General features: G+C 68.8%; 18 protein-coding genes. 10 read left to right on the top strand and 8 right to left on the bottom strand.

Going from position 1 to position 24,045, the window contains the following annotated elements; translation table 11 throughout:
- Window positions 1-7: 7 nt before the first annotated feature.
- The 3 genes from RCO38_RS20605 to RCO38_RS20615 all read right to left on the bottom strand — a co-directional run bounded on the left by RCO38_RS20605 (window position 8) and on the right by RCO38_RS20615 (window position 4,467).
- Window positions 8-1,141, bottom strand: a complete 1,134-nt coding sequence (locus tag RCO38_RS20605; RefSeq protein WP_308330319.1) for an ABC transporter substrate-binding protein — start codon at window positions 1,139-1,141, stop codon at window positions 8-10.
- 128 nt (window positions 1,142-1,269) lie between these two features.
- Complete coding sequence (locus tag RCO38_RS20610; RefSeq protein WP_308330320.1) at window positions 1,270-2,850, bottom strand: benzoate-CoA ligase family protein; 1,581 nt, start codon at window positions 2,848-2,850, stop codon at window positions 1,270-1,272.
- A gap of 33 nt (window positions 2,851-2,883) precedes the next feature.
- On the bottom strand, window positions 2,884-4,467 hold the full coding sequence (locus RCO38_RS20615) for a 3,4-dehydroadipyl-CoA semialdehyde dehydrogenase (protein WP_308330321.1): 1,584 nt from the start codon (window positions 4,465-4,467) through the stop codon (window positions 2,884-2,886).
- 174 nt (window positions 4,468-4,641) lie between these two features.
- On the opposite strand from RCO38_RS20615, the gene RCO38_RS20620 reads away from it, so the two are divergent.
- From RCO38_RS20620 to boxA, 4 genes are all read left to right on the top strand, one after another.
- On the top strand, window positions 4,642-5,568 hold the full coding sequence (locus RCO38_RS20620) for a helix-turn-helix transcriptional regulator (protein WP_308330322.1): 927 nt from the start codon (window positions 4,642-4,644) through the stop codon (window positions 5,566-5,568).
- A 137-nt stretch (window positions 5,569-5,705) separates the two neighbouring features.
- The gene (gene boxC / locus RCO38_RS20625; protein ID WP_308330323.1) at window positions 5,706-7,376 is read left to right on the top strand and encodes a 2,3-epoxybenzoyl-CoA dihydrolase; all 1,671 of its coding nucleotides are present in this window, start codon (window positions 5,706-5,708) and stop codon (window positions 7,374-7,376) included.
- A 132-nt stretch (window positions 7,377-7,508) separates the two neighbouring features.
- Window positions 7,509-8,936, top strand: coding sequence for a benzoyl-CoA 2,3-epoxidase subunit BoxB (gene boxB / locus RCO38_RS20630; protein ID WP_308330324.1), 1,428 nt, complete (start codon window positions 7,509-7,511; stop codon window positions 8,934-8,936).
- Window positions 8,937-9,327: 391 nt separating this feature from the next.
- Window positions 9,328-10,617, top strand: coding sequence for a benzoyl-CoA 2,3-epoxidase subunit BoxA (gene boxA, locus RCO38_RS20635; RefSeq protein WP_308330325.1), 1,290 nt, complete (start codon window positions 9,328-9,330; stop codon window positions 10,615-10,617).
- Here the strand turns inward: boxA and RCO38_RS20640 are convergent.
- Window positions 10,611-13,049 (bottom strand): DUF1631 family protein, encoded by a 2,439-nt coding sequence (locus tag RCO38_RS20640; protein WP_308330326.1) that lies wholly within the window; start codon window positions 13,047-13,049, stop codon window positions 10,611-10,613. The genes boxA and RCO38_RS20640 overlap by 7 nt on opposite strands.
- Window positions 13,050-13,189: 140 nt before the next feature.
- Between RCO38_RS20640 and RCO38_RS20645 the strand changes: the two genes are divergently transcribed.
- From RCO38_RS20645 to RCO38_RS20665, 5 genes are read left to right on the top strand one after another with little or no spacing between them, the layout of a single operon-like run.
- Window positions 13,190-13,834: a DUF3305 domain-containing protein gene (locus tag RCO38_RS20645; protein ID WP_308330327.1), complete on the top strand. Its 645-nt coding sequence runs from the start codon at window positions 13,190-13,192 to the stop codon at window positions 13,832-13,834.
- Window positions 13,831-14,631 (top strand): gamma-glutamyl-gamma-aminobutyrate hydrolase family protein, encoded by an 801-nt coding sequence (locus RCO38_RS20650; protein WP_308330328.1) that lies wholly within the window; start codon window positions 13,831-13,833, stop codon window positions 14,629-14,631. The genes RCO38_RS20645 and RCO38_RS20650 overlap by 4 nt, the downstream gene beginning before the upstream one ends.
- Window positions 14,628-15,245: a DUF3306 domain-containing protein gene (locus RCO38_RS20655; protein ID WP_308330329.1), complete on the top strand. Its 618-nt coding sequence runs from the start codon at window positions 14,628-14,630 to the stop codon at window positions 15,243-15,245. Before RCO38_RS20650 ends, RCO38_RS20655 begins: the two co-directional genes overlap by 4 nt.
- On the top strand, window positions 15,205-17,286 hold the full coding sequence (locus RCO38_RS20660; protein ID WP_308330433.1) for a 4Fe-4S binding protein: 2,082 nt from the start codon (window positions 15,205-15,207) through the stop codon (window positions 17,284-17,286). Before RCO38_RS20655 ends, RCO38_RS20660 begins: the two co-directional genes overlap by 41 nt.
- Window positions 17,287-17,318: 32 nt before the next feature.
- A complete protein-coding gene (locus RCO38_RS20665) occupies window positions 17,319-17,936 on the top strand; it encodes a TorD/DmsD family molecular chaperone (RefSeq protein ID WP_308330330.1) in 618 nt (205 codons plus the stop codon).
- Here the strand turns inward: RCO38_RS20665 and RCO38_RS20670 are convergent.
- Window positions 17,884-18,729 carry a metallophosphoesterase family protein gene (locus tag RCO38_RS20670; RefSeq protein WP_308330331.1) on the bottom strand — a complete coding sequence of 282 codons (846 nt, stop codon included), beginning with the start codon at window positions 18,727-18,729 and terminating at the stop codon, window positions 17,884-17,886. The two genes, RCO38_RS20665 and RCO38_RS20670, sit on opposite strands and share 53 nt — an antisense overlap.
- Entirely contained in the window at window positions 18,726-19,673 is a 948-nt protein-coding gene (locus tag RCO38_RS20675; protein WP_308330332.1) for a diacylglycerol/lipid kinase family protein, read from the bottom strand. Before RCO38_RS20675 ends, RCO38_RS20670 begins: the two co-directional genes overlap by 4 nt.
- Window positions 19,674-19,836: 163 nt before the next feature.
- Between RCO38_RS20675 and RCO38_RS20680 the strand changes: the two genes are divergently transcribed.
- Window positions 19,837-20,505, top strand: coding sequence for an exopolysaccharide biosynthesis protein (locus RCO38_RS20680; RefSeq protein ID WP_308330333.1), 669 nt, complete (start codon window positions 19,837-19,839; stop codon window positions 20,503-20,505).
- 24 nt (window positions 20,506-20,529) lie between these two features.
- On the opposite strand, the gene RCO38_RS20685 is transcribed toward RCO38_RS20680, so the two are convergent.
- The gene (locus RCO38_RS20685; RefSeq protein WP_308330334.1) at window positions 20,530-22,566 is read right to left on the bottom strand and encodes a sensor histidine kinase; all 2,037 of its coding nucleotides are present in this window, start codon (window positions 22,564-22,566) and stop codon (window positions 20,530-20,532) included.
- Window positions 22,566-23,975 (bottom strand): sigma-54-dependent transcriptional regulator, encoded by a 1,410-nt coding sequence (locus RCO38_RS20690; RefSeq protein ID WP_308330335.1) that lies wholly within the window; start codon window positions 23,973-23,975, stop codon window positions 22,566-22,568. The genes RCO38_RS20685 and RCO38_RS20690 overlap by 1 nt, the downstream gene beginning before the upstream one ends.
- Between the last annotated feature and the right edge of the window lie 70 nt (window positions 23,976-24,045).

A 24,045-nucleotide genomic window follows, 5' to 3' on the forward strand; every position in this document is an offset into this window, starting at 1 on the left:
CGCCGGCTCAGTACCTCAGTTGCCCCTGGCCATCGATGATGGCCAGTTCCACATAGTCGGAGCCGTTGTGGGACTTGGGCGAGTACTTTGCGGTGAAGCGGCCAAACGCAATTTCGCCGGCGCTTTCCAGGGTGCGGGTGAACGACGCGGTGCTCAGGTCCCGGCCGGTGCGCCGCAGGCCTTCCACCAGCAGCCGCGCGTGCACGAAGCCCTCGAACTGTGAGGCCGACGGCGCGGCATCGGGGCTCTTGTCTTTGAGCAGCTTGAGGTACTCCGCCACCACCGGGATGGTGGTGTTGCGCAGCGACGGCATGATCTGCGCGAGGATGATGCCGCGCGCTTTCTCCTTCAGCTCCCGGTTGATCACGTCCAGGCTGGCGACCGAGTAGCCGTAGAAGGTGGGACGCGCCGTCGTGGCGCCGACGGCCTTCACGTAGTGGGGGAAGGTCAACCCCGCGGTGCCCACGATCACTGCCTGAGGGTTGGCCTGCGCGGTGGCCGCCGCGGCAGCGGCAAAGTCCGGCGCCGTCGGGTCGACCTTGATCTCGGCCGCCAGCGGCAGGTTCATCGCGGCAGAGGCTTTCTTGACCTCGCCCAGCAGTGTCTTGCCCAGGCCGTCGTCCTGGTAGAAGAAGGCCACGCGGGTCACGCCGATCTGCTTGAGCTGGGAGAAGATGCGCTCGGTCTCGTTGGCGTAGCCGGCGCGCACATGGAACAGGTGCGGGTTGACGCCCTCGCGCATCGACGAGGCACCGGTCACCGGCCCGAACAGGATGGTGCCGGACTCCTTGAGCAGGGGCAGCACCGCGGCGGTCTGGGCGGTGCCGGAGCTGTTGAACAGCATGAACACCTTCTGCTCGTCGATCAGCTTGCGCGTGTTCTCCACCGCCCGTTTCGGGTCGAAGCCGTCGTCCAGGGTGGTGAAGCCGATCTTGCGGCCATGCACGCCGCCCGCGGCGTTGACCGCGTCGAACAGCAGCCGGGCACCTTCGCCGTATTGCAGGGTCTGCGGCCCGAGCGGACCGGAGAGCACCTGTGAGGCGCCCAGCCGTATTTCCGTGGGCGTGACGCCCTCGTCCCCGGCGTGCGCGGCCGCCGTAGCCAGCATCCACACACCCATCCCCAGCCATTTGCGAATCATCCCGACCCCTGTGTTTGTCTCCGGAAGCCGGCGAGTTTCGTTATGAACGGAAACCAGATCAAGCGTGCGGCGCCCGGGTTTACCCGGGGCATGTGTCACTGGCCGGACAGGCGGTGTCGGCCGACGAATCAGCGGCGGACGAACAGGCGCTGGTTCTCCAGCTCGCGCAGCTTGAAGCGCTGGATCTTGCCGGTGGCGGTCTTGGGCAGCTCGCCCACGAACTCGATGAAGCGCGGGTACTTGTAGGGCGCGAGCTTCTCTTTCACGAAGGCCTGCAGCTCGGCCTCGGTGGCCTGCTGGCCTGGTTTGAGCACCACGAAGGCCTTGGTCTTGGTCAGGCCCTCATCGTCGTTCTTGCCGATCACCGCGGCCTCGAGCACGGCACTGTGCTGCACCAGCGTGGCCTCGACCTCGAAGGGCGAGACATAGATGCCGCTGACCTTGAGCATGTCGTCGTTGCGGCCGGCGTAGGTGTAGTAGCCATCGGGGTCGCGCAGGTACTTGTCGCCGCTCTTGGTCCAGGGGCCCTGGAAGGTGTCGCGCGATTTGCCTCGGTTGTTCCAGTACATCAGTGCGGCGCTCGGACCCTGGATGTAGAGGTCGCCGATCTGGTTGTGGCTGGTGATGACGCTGCCGTCCTCGTCGCGCAGCTGCACCTCGTAGCCGGGCACCGGTTTGCCGGTGGTGCCGTAGCGCACGTCGCCGGGGCGGTTGGACAGGAAGATGTGCAGCATCTCGGTGCTGCCGATGCCGTCGATGATTTCGCAGCCGAAGTGGGCGGTCCAGCGCTCGCCAATATCGCGCGGAAGCGCCTCGCCGGCCGAGGAGCACAGGCGCAGTGCCACCGCGCTTTGGGCGGGCAGGTCCGGCGCGGCCAGCATGCCGCCATAGCCCGTCGGGGCGCCGCAGAACACCGTGGGCTGGTGCTGCGTCATGCGCTGGAAGCAGGCCTGCGGGGTCGGCCGTTCGGCCATCAGCACCACGCTGGCGCCCACGCTCAGCGGAAACGACAGCGCGTTGCCCAGGCCGTACGCGAAGAACAGCTTGGCGGCCGAGAACACCGTGTCGCTCTCGCGCAGGCCCAGCACGCCCTTGCCATAAAGCTCGGCGGTCCACCAGAGGTTGGCCTGGGTGTGCACCGTGCCCTTGGGTGCGCCAGTGGAACCGCTCGAGTAGAGCCAGAACGCAGGCTCGTCGCCATGCGTGTCCGCGCCAGCGCCGGGCTGGCTCGACGCCACCAGCTGCGCCCAGTCGCACGCTGCCTCGGGCAGCGGGCCCTGGCTGCGCGAGACGATCAGGTGCTTCACCTCGTGTTTGCCATCGGACATCGCGGTCTGCAGCGTCGGCAGCAGGGCCGCGGACACCAACGCCGCCTGCGCACGGCTGTCGGCCAGCATGTAGGCGTAGTCCTTGGCGGTGAGCAGGGTGTTCACGCAGACCGGCACCACGCCCGCGTGCAGCGCGCCCAGGAAGCTCACCACCCAGTCGCTGCAGTCGTGCATCAGCAGCAGCACGCGGTCTTCGCGGCGCAGGCCCAGCGCCGTGAGCGCGGCCGAGCAGCGCTGCACCTGGTCGGCCAGCTGGCCGTAGGTGATGCGGCCGGCGTCGTCGATCAGCGCGGTCTTGTCTGCGCGGCCGGCGTTGGTCTCGATCAGGTGGCGCGCGAAGTTGAAGCGCTCAGGCGGCGGGGTGGTCTCTTTCTGGCTCATGGCTTGTCTCCTGTCGTGCGTCTCTGGCGGACTTCAGTATTTGAGGATGGTCGCGGTGGCGGCCAGCGCGTCCAGCGCCGCGCCACTGGCTTGCACCGCGCTGCGGCGGTGGTAGAAGCCCAGCGCCCGCAGGCCACCGAGTTCCTCACCGCCGCCCGCGCGGCCGGGGCCGCCGTGCAGGCTCATGGGCATGACGTTGCCGTGGCCGGTCTGGCTGGAGGCCACGTCGGGGCTGATGGCGTGCACGCGGCCGTGGCTGTCGGCCAGTTCGGCGGCGGCGCGTGCGATGAAGGCCGGGTCTTCGCTGTAGACAGAGACCACCAGAGAGCCCTCGCCGCGGCGGACCAGGTCCCAGGCCTCGTCTTCGTCCTCGTAGGCCATCAGGGTCGCGACCGGGCCGAATACCTCGACCTCGTGCAGCAGCTTGGCCTGGCCTGGGTCGCGGTGGCCCAGCAGCGTCGGGGCGACGCAGGCCGACACCTCGGGGTCGGCGTCGACCAGCGGCACCTCGCTGCCATCGAACAGCACCAGGGCCTCGTGACACAGGGCCTCGATGCCATGCAGCACGCTGCGCTTCTGTTCCTGGCTCACCAGCGCGCCCATGCGCACGTCCTCGTTGCGCGGGTTGCCCACGGTGACCTTGGCCAACTTGGCGGAGATCGCCTCGGCGGCGTCGTCGAACAGCTCCAGCGGCACGAAGATGCGGCGGATGGCGGTGCACTTCTGGCCGCTCTTGACGGTCATCTCGCGCACCACCTCGCTGACCATCAGCTTGAAGGCCTCGCTGTCCACCGTCGCGGACGGGTCGAGCAGGGCGCTGTTGAGGCTGTCGGCCTCGATGTTGCAGCGCACTGAAGCAGCCGCAACAGCCGGGTGGCTTCGGATGAGGCGCGCCGTCTCGGCCGAGCCGGTGAAGCTGACCACGTCGAAGGGCTGCAGCTGGTCCATCAGGTGGGCCGAGGAGCCGCAGACCACCGACAGTGCGCCTTCGGGCAGCACGCCGGCCTTGACCACATCCTCCACCATGCGCTGGGTCAGCCAGGCGGTGGCGGTGGCGGGTTTGACGATTACCGGCACGCCCGAGAGCAGGGCCGGCGCGGCCTTTTCCCACAGGCCCCAGCTCGGAAAGTTGAAGGCATTGATGAACAGCGCCACGCCGCGCGTGGGGTTCAGCACGTGCTGGGTCTGGAACAGCGGGTCCTTGCCCATGCGGATGCGCTCGCCGTCGAGCAGGCATGTCGCATCGCCAAGGGCCTCGCCCTGTTTGGCGTAGTAGCCCAGGGTGAAGATGCCGCCGTCGATGTCGACCGCCGAGTCCTTGTTGGTGGTGCCGGAGTTGCGGGTGGCGATGTCGTAGTAGGCGTCGCGGTTCGCCTGCAGCACCTTGACCACCTCGCCCAGCATCGCGGCGCGCTGGCCGTAGCTCATGGCGCGCAGCGCGGCGCCACCGCGCTCGCGGGCGAAAGCGAAGCCTTCGTGCAGGTTCAGGCCGGTGTTGTCGACGCGCACCAGGGCTTCGCCGGTGACCGCGTCCCGCAGGGTGGTGCCGTGGCCATGGCCGCTCTGCCAGCGGCCGGCGAAGAAGTTCTGAAGCAGGGGAATGTCGGGTGTGCTCATGGTCGGAAGATGCAGCGCTTTGCGTTTTTGCCGTGGTCGCGGCGGGGGATTGACGGTATAAATGCACTATCTTGCGTCCGGTGCAGTATGCAGTAAAGTGCATGTTTGTGGGGACGCCGCTGGCTGGGGTTTACCCGCAGCCGCCCCCGCCAACAGACGAAAGGCGCCCGCGCCATGACCAGCACCGAGACCTTTGCAGCACCCGCCGCCGCGCCCTCTGACGAGGAAGAGCGCCACCCGTTTCTGGTGGCGCTGGGCGAGCGGGTGCGCAATCTGCGCTCGCGCAAGGGCATGACGCGCAAGGCGGTGGCGATTGCGGCCGATGTGTCCGAGCGGCACCTGGCCAACCTCGAATACGGCACCGGCAACGCCTCCATCCTGGTGCTGCTGCAGGTGGCCCAGGCGCTGCACTGCTCGCTGGCCGAACTGATCGGTGATGTGAGCACCTCCTCACCGGAATGGCTGCTGATCCGCGAGCTGCTGCAGGGCCGCAACGAGTCCGACCTGCGCCGCGCGCGGGTGGCGCTGGTGGAGCTGCTGGGGGCCGGCGGTGGTGTGGACGCGCAGGGCCGGCTGGCGCGCGTGGCGCTGATCGGGCTGCGCGGCGCCGGCAAGTCCACCCTGGGCCAGCGCCTGGCCGATGACTTGGGTTTCCCCTTCATCGAACTGAGCCGCGAGATCGAGCAGTTCGCCGGCTGCAGCATCAGCGAGATCCACAACCTCTACGGCGCCAACGCCTACCGCCGCTACGAGCGGCGCGCGCTGGAAGAGGCGATCCAGATCTATCCCGAGGTGGTGATCGCCACGCCCGGCGGCCTGGTCGCCGACTCGGCCAACTTCAACCTGCTGCTGCAGCACTGCACCACGGTCTGGCTGCAGGCCGACCCGGCCGATCACATGGGCCGGGTGGCGGCGCAGGGCGACATGCGTCCCATGGCGGCCAGCCGCGAGGCCATGGAAGACCTCAAGCGCATCCTGGAAGGGCGGGCGGCGTTCTATTCCAAGGCCGACCTGGCCTTCAACACCAGCGCCCAGCCGCTGGAAGAAAGCTTTGCCAAGCTGCGGCGCGAGGTGCGCCAGCTGCTCAAGCTGCCCACCTGACCCGGGCATTCGGGTAAACACGGGGATGTATGCATTAAATTGCCTTTGACTGCGCCTCGACACATGCACTATTATTCACATCCATCGGAATTCCAGTGCACCCCGACCGGCCAACGCCCAGAACCCAGGAGACCACCATGACCGCCACCGCTAGCGCCCCCCGCGTCGACTACCAGACCGATCCGTCCCGCTACCAGCACATCCGCCTGTCGTTCGACGGCGCCATTGCCACGCTCTCGCTGGCCATCAACGAAGACGCCGGCCTGCGCCCCGGCTACAAGCTCAAGCTCAACAGCTACGACCTGGGCGTCGACATCGAGCTGCACGACGCGCTGCAGCGCATCCGTTTCGAGCACCCCGAGGTGAAGTCGGTGGTGGTCACCAGCCTCAAGGACCGCGTGTTTTGCTCGGGCGCCAACATCTTCATGCTGGGCCTCTCCAGCCACGGCTGGAAGGTTAACTTCTGCAAGTTCACCAACGAAACCCGCAACGGCATCGAGGACAGCAGCCAGCACAGCGGCCTGAAGTTCGTGGCCGCGCTCAACGGCGCCTGCGCCGGCGGCGGCTACGAACTGGCCCTGGCCTGCGACGAAATCGTGCTGGTGGACGACCGTTCCAGCGCGGTCAGCCTGCCCGAGGTACCGCTGCTGGGCGTGCTGCCCGGCACCGGCGGCCTGACCCGCGTGACCGACAAGCGCCACGTGCGCCACGACCTGGCCGACATCTTCTGCACCAGTGTCGAAGGCGTGCGCGGCCAGAAGGCGGTGGACTGGCGCCTGGTCGATGCGGTGGCCAAACCGGCGGTGTTCCCGCAGGCGGTCCGCGAGCGCGTCGAGAAGCTGGCCGCCGGCAGCCACCGCGGTGCCGCCGGCGCCCAACCCGTCGCGCTGACCCCGCTGAACCGCACGATCGAGGCCGACCGTCTGGCCTACACGAACGTGTCGGTCGAGATCGACCGCGCCAAGCGCACCGCCACCTTCACCGTCAAGGCACCGCAGGGTGCGCAGCCGACCGACATCGCCGGCATCGAGGCCCTGGGCGCGAACTGGTACGCGCTGCAGATGGTGCGCGAGCTGGACGACGCCATCCTGCACATGCGCACCAACGAACTGGACATCGGCACCTGGCTGCTCAAGACCGAAGGCGACAGCGCCGCGGTGCTGGCCAACGACGCGCTGATGCTGGCGAACAAGGACCACTGGTTCGTCAACGAGACCATCGGCCACCTGCGCCGCACCTTCGCCCGCCTGGACGTGTCCTCGCGCAGCCTGTTCGCGCTGCTGGAGCCGGGTTCGTGCTTCGCCGGCACGCTGGCCGAGCTGGCCTTCTGTGCCGATCGCGCCTACATGCTGGTGCTGCCCGACGAGCCACAGAAGCAGCCGGTGCTGACCCTGGGCGAGATGAACTTCGGCTACCTGCCCATGGTCAACGGCCAGAGCCGCCTGCAGCGCCGCTTCTACGAAGAGGCTGCGCCGATGGAAGCCGCGCGCGGTGCCATCGGCCAGGCACTGGACGGCGACGCTGCCCTGAAGCTGGGCCTGGTGACCGCTGCGCCCGACGACATCGACTGGGCCGACGAGATCCGCCTGGCGCTGGAAGAGCGCGCCGCCATGTCGCCCGACGCACTGACCGGCCTGGAGGCCAATCTGCGCTTCGCCCAGAAGGAAAACATGTTCACCCGCATCTTCGGCCGCCTGACCGCCTGGCAGAACTGGATCTTCCAGCGCCCCAACGCTGTCGGCGAGAAGGGTGCGCTCAAGGTCTACGGCAAGGGCGACAAGGCCGCCTTTGACTGGAACAGGGTTTGACGCCCCCCCTGCGCCGCGCTGCGCGCGTCACCCCCCAGGGGGCGGCGCGAGCGGCCCGGCAAAGCCGGTTCCGCCGCACCCCCGATTGAAGAAGCCCCGCTCCACCATCCAACCACCCGCAGGAGACCTGTCATGTCCGGCATCAACTACAGCGAGAAGATCCCCAACAACGTCAACCTCAGCGAAGACCGCACGCTGCAGCGCGCGCTGGAACACTGGCAGCCCAACTACCTGCAGTGGTGGCAGGACATGGGGCCGGACGGTTCGCAGAACTTCGACGTCTACCTGCGCACCGCGGTCAGCGTCGACCCGCAGGGCTGGGCGCAGTTCGGCCACGTCAAGATGCCCGACTACCGCTGGGGCATCTTCCTGAACCCGGCCGAGCAGGACCGCAAGATCCACTTCGGTGACCACATGGGCGAAGCCGCCTGGCAGGACGTGCCCGGCGAGCACCGCGCCAACCTGCGCCGCATCATCGTCACGCAGGGCGACACCGAGCCGGCGTCCGTCGAGCAGCAGCGCCACCTGGGCCTGACCTGCCCCAGCCAGTACGACCTGCGCAACCTGTTCCAGGTGAACGTGGAAGAAGGCCGTCACCTCTGGGCCATGGTCTACCTGCTGCACAAGTACTTCGGCAAGGACGGCCGCGAAGAGGCCGAGGCCCTGCTGGAGCGCAACAGCGGCAACGCCGACAACCCGCGCATCCTGCAGGCCTTCAACGAGAAGACGCCCGACTGGCTGAGCTTCTTCATGTTCACCTACTTCACCGACCGCGACGGCAAGTTCCAGCTCTGCGCCCTGGCCGAGTCCAGCTTCGACCCGCTGGCCCGCACCACCAAGTTCATGCTGACCGAAGAGGCGCACCACATGTTCGTGGGCGAGTCCGGCGTAGGCCGCGTCATCAGCCGCACCTGCGCGGCCATGAACGAACTCAAGACCGACGACGTGGGCAAGCTGCGCGCCGCCGGCGTGATCGATCTGCCGACCATCCAGCGCTACATCAACTTCCACTTCTCGGTGACCATCGACCTGTTCGGTGCCGACCAGTCGTCCAACGCCGCCACCTTCTACAGCTCCGGCCTCAAGGGTCGCTACGAAGAGGGCAAGCGCACTGATGACCACGTGCTCAAAGGCAACACCTACAAGATCCTCGCGGTGGAGAACGGCACCCTGGTCGAGAAGGACGTGCCGATGCTCAACGCGCTCAACGAAGTACTGCGCGACGACTACATCAAGGACTCGGTCGGTGGCGTGGACCGCTGGAACCGCATCATCGAAAAGGCCGGCATCGACTTCCGCCTGAAGGTGCCGCACAAGGCCTTCCACCGCAACATCGGCACCCTGGCCGGCGTCAAGGTCAGCCCGGACGGCCGCGTGGTGAGCGACCACGAGTGGAACCAGCGCGTGGAAGAGTGGCTGCCCTCCGACACCGACCGCGCCTACGTCGGTTCGCTGATGGGCCGCGTGGTCGAGCCGGGCAAGTTCGCCAACTGGATCGCGCCGCCGGTGATGGGCATCAACCGCCAGCCGGTGGACTTCGAATATGTGCGTTTTGGATAACCCCCCTGCGCCGCTGCGCGGCTTCCCCCCTTTCTGGCGCGCCTTCGGCGCTTGAAGGGGGGACGATGCGAGTGGCCCGGCGAAGCCGGTTCCACCGCATCTCTGGACTAAGGCACGCCCGCCGGACGCTTGGTTGGTTTCTCGTTTCCTCTGTTCCTTCTTCGCTCGCCAGTGAGCATGGGTTGGGGTGACCGGCGCAGTGAGGTCAAGGAGGAGCCGGCCGCAGGCCGGCGGGGGACACGAACGGAGCCGGTCGCCTCGGCCCATGCGGCGTGACCACGGAGACACGCCAGACACGAACAGAGTCAGCCACCCGGGTTCACGCGGTGCCACTACGAAGTCAACACCAGCAACACAATAGAGCGCTACGAGAACAGCAACGGAGACCCAGATGAACGCCCCCTTGGAAGCCGCCGTCATCAAACAGCACCTGATCGACCCCGAGATCTGCATCCGCTGCAACACCTGCGAATCGATCTGCCCGGTCGGCGCCATCACCCACGACTCGCGCAATTACGTGGTCGACGTCAGCAAGTGCAACTGGTGCAACGACTGCATCTCGCCGTGCCCGACCGGCTCCATCGACAACTACCGCCGTGTGGTGCGCGCCAGGGCTTACTCGCTTGAAGAGCAGCTCGGCTGGGACGTGCTGCCCGCCGAACTCTCGTCGGCCGATCTCGCCGCGGCAGCCGCCGACGCGGGTGAGCCTGTGGCCCAGGCCGTGACCGAACCCGAGCCCGCACCGGCCACCGACCCCACCGGCCAGACCGCCTTCAACTCGGCGCAATACGGTGCCAGCATCCCTCCCTGGAGTGCGGCCCACGCCTACGCCAACCTCTACGGCCCCAAGGCCGCGCAGAAGACCGTCACCGCCACCGTCACCGGCAACCTGCGTGTGACGGCGGTCGGCAAGGACTACGACACCCACCACATCGTGCTCGACTTCGGGTCCATGCCGTTCCCGGTGCTCGAAGGCCAGAGCATCGGCATCGTGCCGCCCGGCCTCGACGCGCAGGGCAGGCCGCACCACGCGCGCCAGTACAGCATCGCCAGCCCGCGCAACGGCGAGCGCCCCGGCCACAACAACCTCTCGCTGACCATCAAGCGCGTGCTCGAAGACCATTCGGGCCAGCCGGTGCGCGGGGTGGCCAGCAACTACATGTGCGACCTGCAGGTGGGCGACCAGGTGCAGGTGATCGGACCGTTCGGCACCAGCTTCCTGATGCCCAACCACCCGAAGTCCAGCATCGTCATGATCTGCACCGGCACCGGCTCGGCCCCCATGCGCGCCATGACCGAGTGGCGTCGCCGCCTTCGCGCCAGCGGCAAGTTCGAGAGCGGCAAGCTGATGCTGTTCTTCGGTGCCCGCACACAGGAAGAACTGCCGTACTTCGGCCCGCTGCAGAGCCTGCCCAAGGACTTCATCGACAGCAACTTCGCGTTCAGCCGCACGCCCGGCCAGCCCAAGCGCTACGTGCAGGACGCGATGCGCGAGCGCGCGGCCGACCTGGCGACCCTGCTGCAGGACCCGAACGCCTGCTTCTATGTGTGCGGCCTCAAGGCCATGGAGGAGGGCGTGGTGCTGGCGCTGCGCGACATCGCCACTGGCGCCGGACTCGACTGGGACGAGGTCGGCGCCGCACTCAAGCGCGAAGGCCGCCTGCACCTGGAAACCTACTGAGCGCCGGCCTCCGCTTCGGCGGCCACCACCTGGTTCAGGGCCCGCGCCATCACCGGCCGGGTTTCGACCAGGCGCAGCCAGCGCTTGGCCATCAGCTTCTCGCAGCTTCGGCGCGTCATGGTGTGGGTACGGCCGCCAAGGCTGTTGAACATGAACAGGCTGGCTTTCTGGCTGCTCCAGACCAACTGCGCGCGCAGCCATTCGCCGCCGGAGTACAGGTCGACCCACGAGCCGGTGGTCATGCGCGTGAGCAGCAGCGCCGGTTCGACCGCATCCGGACCCCCCTCCGCATCGGCGGAGCCCGCGACCGCTGCGAATGCCTCCACCACCTCCACCGCTTCCGTGGCCCCGCCATGGGTGAGCGGCATGGTTTCGCTGAACCCGGCGCTGGCCAGTTCGCGCGCGCCCATCCAGGGCTGCTCGCGCGGAGTGGGTTTCTGCTGCTCGGGCGAGGCCGGCGCCAGCAGGGTGGCCAGTGCCTGCTGTTCCGAATCGCTCACTTCGGGCGTGAGGGCGGTGGCGTGTCCGTCCACCCGGGCGCGCGCGCGCCGCAGCCGCAGCACGGGTTCGTGCAGCTTGAGCAGGGCGTCGAAGAAGGTCTTCGTCTCGTCGGGTGACTGGCCCAGGCTCTCCAGTCCGCGGCGCAGGGTCATCAGCATGCCCGGCACGATCTCGATGAGCTGGCGCGGCTGGCGCAGGGTCACCTGGCTGCGCGTGCTCCACAGCAGGTGTCCGATGACCTTGCGGTAGCCCATCGGATCTGGCCCCTTGTCCGGGTGCTGCAGCTCGGCCGAGGCGATCACCAGTGACCACGAGCCGTAGAGGAAGTCGAGCACGATGGCGGGCGCGTCGTAGAGGTCGGGCCGGTGGCTGATTTCCCAGGCGATCTGGTCGGCCAGCTCCTGGCGCCGCTCCGCGAAGTTCAGTGCGTCCAGCTGCTTCTGCTGGCGCTGCTCCTGCGCGTCGTCCTCGTCCGCCCATTGCGCCTTCAGCCCGCCGAGGGCGGAGGCGAAGGGCTCGGCGTCGGCCGAGCCGCTGTCGTTGAGCGCACGAACCTGCTCGCGCACCGGCTCGAAGAAGGCCTCGAAGCCGGGCGAGAACTCGTCGTTGTAACGGAAGCTGCGCTGGGCCACCGCCTCGATCCACAGGCGCGCCGGGTGGTCGCTGCGGCTGAAATAGCGCGGCTCCGCCATGGCCAGGCGCAGCAGCGCGGGCTCCAGGGCCACCACCGCCTCGCGCACCGGCGCCAGCAGCAGCGGATCGCCCGAGACCTGGGTGACCAGCTTGCGCACCACGTCCAGCCCGACCGCCTGCGAAACCTTGTCGGCCTGGTGCTTGAGTTCCAGCAGCACGCGGGCGCGTTCGTGTGGCGCGGCGTAGTCGCCCCACTGGTCCGCGTCGAGCGGTGAGGCCACGTCGACCGGTCGCGCCGGGCGCTCCACCGCGGGCAGGTCACGGTAGCGCGTGCGCTCCTGTTCCAGTTCCTCGGGCGCGGGCTGGGGCAGTCGCGCCAGCAGGTCGACGTGGTGCAGTTCCTGCCGCACCTGTTCGAAGTAGGCGTTGTCCAGGGGGTGGTCAAAGACCGCCTGTTCGCCTGCCATGAAGGCCTGCAGCACCTCGTGCTGCAGCGGCGTCTGCGCGCGCGCCAGGTCCTTCATGCGCAGCGACATCGGTGGCGCCGGTGCGTCCTGCCCGTCTCGGTAGGGGACCAGCCCCGCCGGTTCGGAGGGCGAGCCTTCCTCCAGCCAGCCCCGGGTGGACAGGTGCGTCGCAGTCTGTGGCGAGCCGTCGGCCACCAGGCGGATGCGGTAGCCCGCCTCCTGCACCCGGGCTTGCTGCAGCATCAGGGCTACCTGGCCGTAGAGCTGGCTCAACTCCTTCGCCAGCGGGGGGACGACCTTCTTCATCCAGAGGCTGCGCACCTGGGGGTCGGGTTCGCGTTCGGCCATCAGGTCGCGCAGCGTGCGCACGAACACCGAAGGCCGCAGCGGGTTCTTTTCGGCGTGCACGGTGTCCAGGCCGATGAGCGAACTCATGCGGGCGTCCACCATCGACAGCGCCTGCTCGACGACCGGCAGCAGCATCTGCAGCATGCGAGCCGCTTCCAGTGATTCGTTGACCGAGCTGTCGTCCACCAGGGCCAGCAGGGACGAGTCGGACATGCGCCCCATGGACGAGGTGGGGCCATCGTGCCCGCCGTGCTGGAAAGCATGCTGCAGGCGCAGGGGAAACTGGGCACTCAGCTGGTTGCGCTGGCGTTCCAGGCTCCACCAGGCGCGGGCCAGCAGTGTCCGCTGGGCCACCTCGCGGCTCTGGTTTTCCTCGTCCTGCAGCGCCGCCACCGTTGCGTTCAGGCTACGGCCCAGCAGGCCTGGGGCCTCCCTGAGCACCCGATCAAAGCACTGGTCGAGCAACGACGGGGCTGAAGACATGACGGGGCAGGGGCAGATGGGGTGTTGTTGTGCGAAAACTCACAAAGGTTACACCGAGGCGGGGCCCCCGTACAGGACGATCTGGTCATTCACCCTGCTGATGCCGCCGTCCATCGCCTTGGCGTACAGTCCGTTGTCCTATGAATGTCGATGCACAAGTTTCCCCGCCGCCCTCCGGCCGGCCGTCGCTGCCGGTGGACGTGGTGATGCGGCGTGAGCCTGTCAGCGGCCCGATGGCACGCTGGCAACCGTGGCGCTGGGTGCTGGCCGACGTGATGGCGGCCGGGGCGCCCGTCGAGGTGTCGGTGGGTGCGGGCGAGCCTGTGGCCGGGGCGCCCCAGGAAGTGCAGCCGCTGCCGGGCGCCGCCGCGGTGGAGGGTGCGCGCTACTGGTTGTTCTCCGGCTTGCGCGCCACGCTGTACCGCGACGACGCCGAAGGCTATTTCCTCAATCTCAACAGCCCTTCGCCCTGTTTCTGGGTGTTCTGGCGCGCCGACGAGGGCCAACTGGTCGACGGCGAACCCATGGCCGTGCCGCAGATCGCCACGCTCAGCTACCACGACGCCGGCCGCTGGCTCGACGCGCAGGAAAAGGTGGACCAGGTGCCCGCATCGCCCGAGGTGGTCGAATGGCTGCAGGCCTTTGTGGCCGAGCACCACCACGTCGAACCCAAGCGCCGCAAGCGGCCCGACAGCTTCAAGCCGCTGACCGACCGCTTCGGCCAGCCGGCCCGGGTGAGCACCGACAAGATGGTTGCGCGCCGTGGCGGCGAGGGAGCCCGATGATGCTGCGCATCGGCGTCAGTGCGCGGCTGCTGCACGAACCGCCCCCGGGGCTGGGTCTGCCGCAGAAGCGCCTGCAGTTTCTCGAGAGTTCCATGGCGCACTGGATCATGGCCCACGGCGCGATCGCGCTCATGGTGCCGTTCGTCGACGAGGACAGCCCCCACCTGGTCAACCGTGTGCCCGCGAGCGAGGTGGTGGACCTGCTCGACGGCCTGGTGCTGCAAGGCGGCGTCGACGTCTGTCCCGAAACCTATGGCAGCACGCTGCTGCGGCCCGAGTGGGCGGGCGACCCGGTGCGCGACCGCTACGAGCTGGCGCTGCTGCGCGGCTTCATCGAGGCGCGCAAGCCGGTCCTGGGCATCTGCCGCGGGGCGCAGCTGATCAACGTGTACCACGGCGGCACGCTGCTGCAGGACATCCCTTCACAGCGCCGCAGTCCGGTGCTGCACCAGGACCTGGCCCATTACGACCGGCTGCAGCACGCGGTGCGCTTTGAACCCGGCCTGTTGCTCGACCGGCTGTACGGCTCCTCGCAGCACTGCGTTACCAGCATCCATCACCAGTGCGTGGACCGCCTGGGCGACGGGCTGGTGGTCGAGGCCCGCTGCCCGCAGGACGACGTGATCGAGGCCATTCGCGGCACGGGGCCGGGCTTCGTGCTCGGCGTGCAGTGGCACCCCGAATTCCACCTGCTGCCCGCAGAGGCGCGTCAGGGCCTGATCGACAGCGGTCCGCTGATGCAGGCCTTCCTGCAGGCCACGCGCGAACGGGCGGATCGCCTCCGCAAGCCTGAATGAGCACGTCCGGCGACGACGGATTCTTCTCGCGCTGGTCGCGCCGCAAGGCCCAGGCCCGTGCGGGCGAGCCGTTGCCCGAACCCGCCGCGCCCGTGGCACCACCGGTGGCAGTGGCCGCGGCGCCGGCGTCCGTGGTGCCTTGCGAAGCAGTGGCCGCGCCGCCGGCGTCCGGGATCGCCGAAGCTTCTCCGCCGCCCACGCTGGAAGACACGCAGCAACTCACACCCGCCTCCGACTTCCGCCGCTTCGTGGCCAAGGACGTGCCGCCGGAGGTGCGCAACGCCGCTGTCAAGAAGCTGTTTGCCGACCCGCACTTCAACGTGATGGACGGGCTGGACATCTACATCGACGACTACACGAAGACCGAACCCATCCCCGCAGCGATGATGGCAAAAATGGTCAGCGCCCAGTTCCTGAAGCTGGTCGAAGACCCCGAGGAACAGCCACAGAAAAAGGCCGGAGCGGCTGCCAGCGATGCAGCGCCCACGGCCACCGACGACACCCGCGCGCCAGACGCGGCCGCCCCCCACGAGACCCACGATGACCACGCTGATCTGCAACTGCAACCAGACCATGACCCTGGACCCGAAGGCCCTGGGTCAGGTGCTGGATGAAGACCTGACGCTGCACACCACGCTGTGCCGGCGCGACGCACCCGCCTTTCAGAAAGCCTGCCGCAGCCGCGACGAACTGGTGGTCGCGTGCACGCAGGAAAGCCGCCTCTTCCACGAGCTCTCGGCCCAGACCGAAGGCGCGGTGGACCTGGCGGTGCGACCCATCCGTTTCGTGAACATCCGCGAGACCGGTGGCTGGGGCCGCGAGGCGAAACAGGCCACGCCCAAGATGGCGGCCCTGCTGGCCGCGGCGCGCCTGCCCGACCCGGAGCCGGTGCCCACCGTCACCTATACCAGCGAAGGCCGCCTGCTCATCATCGGACCGCTGGAGCGCGCCGAGGCCCTGGCGGCGCTGGTCAGTGATGCGCTGGATGTGACCCTGCTGCCCACCGGTGGCAGCGGGCAGCAAGCGCGGCAGTACCCGGTACTGGGTGGCCGGCTGCAGAACCTGCGCGGCTGGCTCGGTGCGTTCGAGGTGGCGGTCAGCACCAGCAACCCCATCGACCTGGACCTCTGCACCCGCTGCAACGCCTGCGTCGCCGCTTGCCCCGAGGGCGCCATCGGCCTGGACTACCAGGTGGACCTGTCGCTCTGCCAATCGCACCGCGCCTGTGTAAAGGCCTGCGAAGCGGTCGGCGCCATCAACTTCCAGCGCGAGGCGCAGGAACGCGAAGAGACCTTCGACCTGGTGCTCGACCTGCGCGACGCGCCCGGTTTCACCCAGCACGCGCTGCCACAGGGTTATGTGCACCTGCCCGCGTCGGCCGACGCTCTGGCCCAGGTGCGCGCGGTCACCCAGCTGCGCGACCTGGTGGGCGAGTTCGAGAAGCCCAAGTTCTTCACCTACAAGCAGAAGCTCTGCGCCCATGGCCGCAACCAGAGCGTGGGTTGCAGCGCCTGTGTGGATGTGTGCTCGGCCTCGGCCATCGGCAGCGATCTGAAACGCCACCAGATCGTCGTCAATCCCAACCTCTGCGTCGGCTGCGGCACCTGCACCACCGTCTGCCCCACCGGCGCGCTGAGCTACGCCTACCCGCGTGCCAGCGAGCAGGGCGTCAAGCTGCGCACCCTGCTGGCCACCTATGCCAAGGCCGGCGGCCAGGACGCCGCCCTGCTGCTGCACAGTCAGGAGGCTGGCGCGGCGCTGGTCAACGACCTGGGGCGTCTGGCCCAGCTCGACAAGACGGTGCGCGGCGTGCCGGCGCGCGTGATCCCGTTGCCGCTGTGGCACACGTCCTCCACCGGCGTCGACCTCTGGCTCACCGCCTTCGCCTATGGGGCCTCGCAGGTCTGGGTGCTGATGACCGGCGAAGAGGCGCCGCAGTACCACGAGGCCCTGCGCGAGCAGATGGCGGTGGCCGAGTCCATCGTGCAGGCGCTGGGCTACAGCGGCCGCCACTTCAAACTGATCGAAGTGCGCGACGCGCGCGACCTGCCGCTGCTCGATGCCGAGCTGGGCGAAGTGCCTGCGCAAGGCGTCACCAAGGCCGCCAGCTTCGCGGTACAGCCTGAAAAGCGCGCCACGCTCGACCTCGCGCTCGACCACCTGCTGCAGGACAGCGCCAGCCGCGCCACGCGCACGAAAGACGCCGCTATCGCGCTGCCCGCGGCCTCGCCCTTCGGTAGCCTGAATGTCAACCGCGACGCCTGCACCCTGTGCCTGAGCTGTGTCAGCGCCTGTCCGGCCGGCGCGCTGCAGGACAATGCCGAACGCCCGCAGCTGCGCTTCATCGAAAAGAACTGCGTGCAGTGCGGCTTGTGTGCCACCACCTGCCCCGAGAAGGCCATCACCCTGCAGCCGCGCCTGCTGCTCAGCGACGAACGCCGACAGCCGCGCGTGCTGAATGAAGCGCAGCCCTACCAGTGCGTGCGCTGCGGCAAACCCTTCGGAACGCTCAAAGGCATCGAGGTCATGCTGGCCAAGCTCAGCGGCCACGCCATGTTCCAGGGCGACGCGCTGGAGCGCCTGAAGATGTGCGGCGACTGCCGTGTGGTGGACATCTACACCAACCCGGGCGAATCGAAGATCGCCGATCTTTGAAGCCTTTCAGCGACCGATTGCCCGTATCCGCCATGAACGATCAGATCCCTGTCTCATCCGCCCTCGACGAAGAAACCGCACGCGCCGAGGTCTATGGCCTGCTGGCCGCGCTTTACTACGCGCCGCCCGGCCCCGAGCTGCTGGCCCAGCTGCGCGTGGCTGTGACGGAAGCACCTGCGGCCGGCGGCTTCCTCGAAGAACCTTGGCGCCAGTTTGTCGGCACCGTGCGCGAACTCGGCGACGAGCAGGTGGCCCGCGAATACGACGCGCTGTTCGGCGGAGTGGGCAAGCCCGAGGTCTACCTGTTCGGCTCCTGGTACCTCAGCGGCTTCCTCAATGAAAAGCCGCTCGCGGCGCTGCGCAGCGACCTGGCCGCTCTCGGCCTGGCGCGCGACGAGGCCATGCCCGAGACGGAAGACCACTTCGCCTGCGTGTGCGAGGTGATGCGCTACCTCATCGCGGGCGACGACGTGGAAGTCGCCAACCTCACCCAGCAGCAGAAATTCTTCAGCACCCACCTCCAGCCTTGGGCTACGCAGATGTGCGAGGCCATCAGCGCCCATCCCAAGGCCCGGTTCTATGCCGCGCTCGCCGGGTTCACGGCGGCGTTCGTGAGCGTGGAAGCGCAGGGTTTTGACCTGATGGCCTGAGGCCGTCCCTGCACCCCTGCAGGGTGGTGGCGAGCACGCACACGAACGCCTGTTCCCGCGCCAGGTAGTCCCAGCGCTCGACGCTGCAGCGCCCCTGGGCCGGTTCCCAGCGCACGATGTTCAGTGAATTGGGCACGCCGGGCCGCACGCGCGACGACACGGCGGTGCCCGCCTGCACCACCCACAGGCGGCGCTCCAGCCCGTGCAGGGCGAGCGTGTAGGGCAGGTGGATGTGGCCACCCAGCAGCAGATCGGCGCCGGCCGCTGCCCAGGCCCGGAGGGCATCGCGATGACCCCGCAGCAGGTGAGGGCGTTCGCGGGCCTCTTGCACCGCCATCGGCTGGTGCACCACCACCACCCGCAGCTGCCGCGGGCCCGCCTGGCGCAGCAGCCTGGCCACATGCTGAATCTGCTCGGTCGACACCTCACCGTGGCGGTGGCGCCAGGCGCGTGTGGTGTTCACGCCGATGACGAGCCAGTCCGGCGAGGCGTGCACGGGTTCGAGCTCGGGGCCGAAGGCGGCGGCGTAGCGTGCGTAGGGACGGGTCAGGCGCTCCCGCAGGTCCAGCAGCGGGATGTCGTGGTTGCCGGGAATGGCCAGCACCGGCGCGCCGAGCTGGTCGGCAAAGGCCCTGGCCGCCCGGAACTGGTCCGGCCGCGCGCGCTGCGTGATGTCGCCCGAGAGCACCACCAGATCGGGCGCCTGCAGGGCCACCAGGTCCAGCACGGCGGCCACCACCTGCGGCCGTTCGGTGCCGAAGTGCGTGTCGGAGAGGTGCAGCAGCAGGCTCATGCCTGGGCCTGCAGCAGGTAGAGCGGTTCGTCGAGCACGCGGAAGTCGATTGGTGCGCGCATGCGCGCCACCTCGCCGTCGAAGGCCACCATCACCTCGCGCCGGCCAGGCAGCCGCCGTGGCCGGACCACCAGGTGATGGAACTCGAAACTTTCCACGCCGGCCGCCTCGCCCAGTCGTCCCATGGCGCCGTGCAGCAGCAGGCCGAGCATGGACAGCGTGCCGATGGGGCGCAGCATCAGCGCGGCCATGCTGCCGTGTCCCGGCGCGCCAGGGACGGTGTCCTCCGGCTCGGCGCCGATCTGTTCCAGCTGCAGCCGGTTGTTGCCCACGAAGAGCGTCAGGGCTTTCACCTCGCGCACCCGGTCGCCCTGTTCGATGTGCAGGCGCAGCCGGCGCTGCGCACGCAGCAGCGTCGCGCAGGCGGCCACGAAGGCCACCCAGCGGCTGCGGCCGAAGCGCGCCTTGAAGGCTTCGCGATCCTGCAGCAGCTCGGGATAGATGCCCAGGCTGGCATTGACCAGGAACACCCGGTCGTTGATGGCGCCCACCTGCACCGGTTGCGGGCGTGCGTTCATCAGCAGCTGGGCCGCCGCGGCCGGATCGCTGGGAATGCCGTGGGTCCGCGCGAAGTAGTTGAAGGTGCCGTAGGGCATGACGCCCATGGCGCAGCCGGCCGCGTGCGCGGCCTGTGCCACCGCGTTCAGGCTGCCGTCGCCGCCCACCGCAACCACCGCCGAAGCCCGCGCCGCCGCTTCCGCCGCCGCCTGGGCCGCCACGCTGGGCAACTCGGCCGGCTGGCAGACCCGGAGTTCGCCGAGGCGACCGTGCGCGGCCAGGGCCGATTCGATCACTGCCCGCTTGGCGTCCACGTCCTGGGCTCCGGCACCGGCGTTGACGACGAACAGCAGGGGCGATGCAGGATCGAAGGGAGGTGCCGGCATGTCGGGCGTGGTCAAGTGGAAGAAGTGTGAGTCGCCCGGCCCGCGGTGCGTTCAGTTTTTTTCGATCCGCATCTTCGGCTCTGGCTCCTTGTACCGCGCGCCGCAGCAAGGCACAGTACCGAGGATGGTGGCTTCATCGAAACCACCGTCTCGCGTGACCCGCATGACTGTCCAATCCCCTTCCCCCACCACCCGATCCGAGCTTCGCAAGGACCGGCGGCGCAGTGCCGTGGCGCGGATGGCGGAGGTCCACCTCTCGGCCATGGGAGGCACTCTGGCCGACACGGTGGGTCGCGACAGCCGGCAGCGCCTGGTCTGGCTGGCGCTGCTGGCCATGCCTCTGCTGTTCCCGGTGGCGCTGCCGGGCATGGGCTCGGCCGTCGGGGTGTTCTGTCTAGTGATCGCCTTCGGGCTCTGTGCTGGCCGGTCGGTACCCCTGCCGGCCTGGCTGGGCGAGCGGACGCTGAACGACCGTGTCCGGGATTTGCTGACCCGCATGCTCGCCCGTGTCATCCATCTGGTGGCGCGCCTGGGGCGACCGCGCTGGCTGGGCCTGAGCCGCCATTCCGCGCGCTGGTTCAACGGACTGATGCTGTCGGTGGCGGGCGTGTCCATGGTGGTTCCTGTGCCTGTGATCAGTTTTGACAACGTGCTGCCCGCGTTGGCCATGGTGCTGACGGCCTGGGGCCTGCGCCTGCGGGACGGGCTGATGCTGCTGGCCGGTCACCTGGCGACACTGGTCGCCGCGGTGTCGGTGGTGCTGCTGTGGTGGGGTGGTTCCCGACTCGTGGCCGACGTGCTGACGAGGCTGGGCTTTCCCGCGCTGCAGTGACCACGAGCGGCGCATGCCCCCTGCTCAGCCGCCGGGCCGTCCGTCCCGTGTGTTCACCGCCGCCGGTGCCTGCGGCTCGGTCAGCAGGCGGACGCGGAACACCGCACCGCTGTGCCCGTCCTCGCGGTGGCCCGCGGAAATGCCGCCGCCGTAGCGCTCCACCAGTCCCAGGCTGATCCATAGCCCAAGGCCGTTGCCGTCGTTCTTGGTGGTGAAAAAGGGCCGGAACAGCCGCTCGGCCACACCGGGGGCGAGGCCCGGTCCGGAGTCCTGCACCTGCAGCAGCGCGCCGCGCGCGCCGTGTTCGTCGGCCCAGTCCCGTGTCGCCAGGTGCAGCGTGCCGCCCTGCGGCATGGCCTGGATGGCGTTGATGAGCAGGTTGATGATGACCTGCTGCAGCTCCTGCCGGTTCAGGCCCACGCGCTGTGTGGCCTGCAGGTCGCGCACCACCTCGATGCGGGTCTGCGCCAGCAGGTGCGCCACCAGCACCAGGCAGTCGTGCACGGTGCGGTTGAGGTCCAGCGCCTCCACGTAGCCGGCGTACTCGGTGGGGCGCGCGTACTGCAGCAGCTGGGTCACGATCAGGCGCATGCGCTCGATCTGTTCGTCCAGCAATTTCAGTTCGGGCTTGAGCGGCAGCGCATGCACACCCAGCGCCTCGCGGATCAGGTCGAGGTTGCCCTGCATCACCGCGATCGGGTTGTTGATCTCGTGCGCGATGCTGGCCGTGAGCTGGCCGATGGCGGCGAGCTTCTCGCTCTTGACCAGCTGCTGCTGCGCCAGCCGCAGCGAGGCGTTGCTCTCCTCCAGCTCGCGCGTGCGTTCGGCCACTTTCTGGTCCAGCTCTTCGCCCCAGCGGCGCAGCGCGGTGGTCTTGTCGTCGATCACGTCGAGCAGCTGGTCCAGGTGGCCGGCCAGGGCGCCGAGTTCGTCGCGTGCCGGCAGTGGTCCCACGCGCGCCGCGCTCTCGCCGTCCTCCACGCGCTGCATGGTGCGGTTCATCTGCTCCACCGGGCGGAAGATGCTGCGCGCCCAGCGCACCGAGAGCCAGGCCGACACCGCCATCACGGCCAGAAAAATCAGGCCCATGACGGCCAGCATGGCGTGGCGCACCCAGCGGAAGGGCGATTCGAGAAAGCCCACGTAAAGCATGCCCACGCGCTGGCCGGCTGCGTCCAGCAGCGGCTCGTAGGCCGAGACGTACCAGTCGTTGACCACGAAGGCGCGGTCGAGCCAGGTGTCGCCCTGGCCGAGCACCCGGTCGCGCACGGTCTGAGAGACGCGGGTGCCGATGGCGCGCTGGTCCTGGAACAGCCGCACGTTGGTGGTGATGCGCACGTCGTCCAGGAACAGCGTGGCCGTGCCTTCGCTGCCGAAGGGCAGGGCGCCTTCGGGGTAGACGATGCGGTTGATGTGGTCGATGAAATCCAGGTTCTGGTTGAGCAGCAGGCCACCCACCAGCAGCGCCTTGCGCTGACCCGAGGCATCCAGCACCGGCTGCAGCGCCAGCAGCACCAGCGCCCGGTCTTCGGTGCTGCGTGCGTCAGGTGCGGCGTTGCGCGTGGCCACCAGCGGGATGCTCAGCCGCGGCAGCAGCTGCGGCGCAAGCGTGGCGAGTTCGTCGCGCGAGAGGCGCACGATCTGCGCGGACCTGGCCGGCATCGGTGTGCCGGTCGGCAGCAGCGGCGCCACACTGGCGGGCAGGCGGGCGAGCGGGTCGTCCTGGCGGATCAGCAGCAGAAAGTCCAGCCCGAGCTCCCGCCGGTCGGCGGCCAGGCGTGCCGCCAGATCGCCCCCGGTCATGGCCTGCAGCAGGCGCTGCGAACGTGCCACGCCGCGCGTGCCGCTGCCCACCTCGGCCAGTGTCTGGTCGAAATAGCCGCGCGCCACCGCCAGGTCGCTGCGCACCTTGGTGATGAGCAGGCGGTCGTAGGTGACGCTGCTCCACACCGCGATCGCCAGCACCAGCAGTGGGAACACCACCAGCAGTGGCAGCAGCGCCATGGCCAGCAGCTTGTTGCGCACCGAGGTGGCGAGCCAGCGCGGCGTGGGCAGTCTCATCAGCGGCCGTGGTCCGCGGCGGAGCCGTAACCCCATTCCGAGACGCGCCGCTCCAGCGTGCGGCGCGAGACACCCAGCAACTCGGCCGCGCGGGTCTTGTCGCCCTGCACCGAGTCGAGCACGCTGAGGATGTGCCGCTTCTCCAGCGTGGCCAGGTCCAGGGTGCCAGCACCTGCCGTCGGCAGCGCCTGGGGTGCCTCGCCGGGATAGAGCGCCGACACGTTGAGCGAGCCGAGGATGAGCGAGCGCTCGATGAGGTTGCGCAGCTCGCGCACATTGCCTGGCCAGTTGTATTGCGCCAGAAAGTCCAGTTCCTGCGCGCTGATCTGCAGGGGCGCCACGCCCAGCGCCGGCGCGAGCTGCTCCACGAAGTGCTGCACCAGGGCCGGGATGTCGGCCTTGTGCTCGCGCAGCGGCGGCAGGGTCAGTTCCACCACCTGCAGGCGGAAGAACAGGTCTTTGCGGAAGCGGCCGGCGGCCACCTCGTCGGCCAGGCGGCGGTTGCTGGCGGCCATGATGCGCAGGTTCAGCGGCACCATCTGTTCGCTGCCCACCGGTCGGATCTTCAGGTCCTCGATGGCCCGCAGCAGCGTGGCCTGGATGGGCAGAGGCAGTTCGGCCACCTCGTCCAGGAACAGCGTGCCGCCCTGCGCGTAGTGGAACAGGCCTTCGCGCGCCCGGGTCGCGCCGGTGAAGGCGCCGCGCGCGTGGCCGAAGAGTTCGCTTTCGATCAGCTCGGGCGAGACGGCGGCGCAGTTGAGCGGCACGAAAGGCCCGTTGGCGCGCGGGCCGTTGGCGTGCAGGGTGCGGGCCACCAGTTCCTTGCCGGTGCCGGATTCGCCCTGCAGCAGCACGGTGCTGTCCACCGGAGCCACGCGGGCCACCGAGGCGCGCAGGCGCTGCATCGCCTCCGACGCCCCCACCAGCGCCTGGTTGCGGCCGTTGGAGCTGGCCACGGCGCGGCGCAGCACAAAGTTCTCGCGCCGCAGCCGCGAACGCTCGAAGCAGTGCTTCACCGCGTTGAGGATCTGCGGCACGCGGAAGGGCTTGAGGATGAAGTCCGATGCGCCGGCGCGCAGCGCTTCGATGGCGGTGTCCAGGTCGGCGAAGGCGGTGATCAGGATGACCTCGCCGCTGAAGCCCTGTTCGCGCAACTCCTTGAGCCAGACCACACCGCTCTTGCCCGGCAGCGAGATGTCGAGAATGACCAGGTCCGCATGGTGGCCGCGCAGCCAGTCGGCGCCTTCTTCGGCGCTCGTGGCGCTCATCACGAAATGGCAGCGCGGAGCCAGCGTCTTGACCAGGAAGTTGAGCATGCCCTGTTCGTCGTCGACGACCAGGATGGACCAGTCGGGCCAGCCTTCGAGGCCTTTGTCGGGGGAGGGGATGGGCGCGGGGGAGGTGTCCACCCGGCCGCATTCTACGGAGGAGCTGGAGCAATTCACTCGGATATTGGCGCCGATCCGACACCGCGAGCCG

It is taken from the genome of Hydrogenophaga pseudoflava (genome assembly GCF_031020795.1).
GTDB classification, from domain to species: domain Bacteria; phylum Pseudomonadota; class Gammaproteobacteria; order Burkholderiales; family Burkholderiaceae_C; genus Hydrogenophaga; species Hydrogenophaga pseudoflava_A.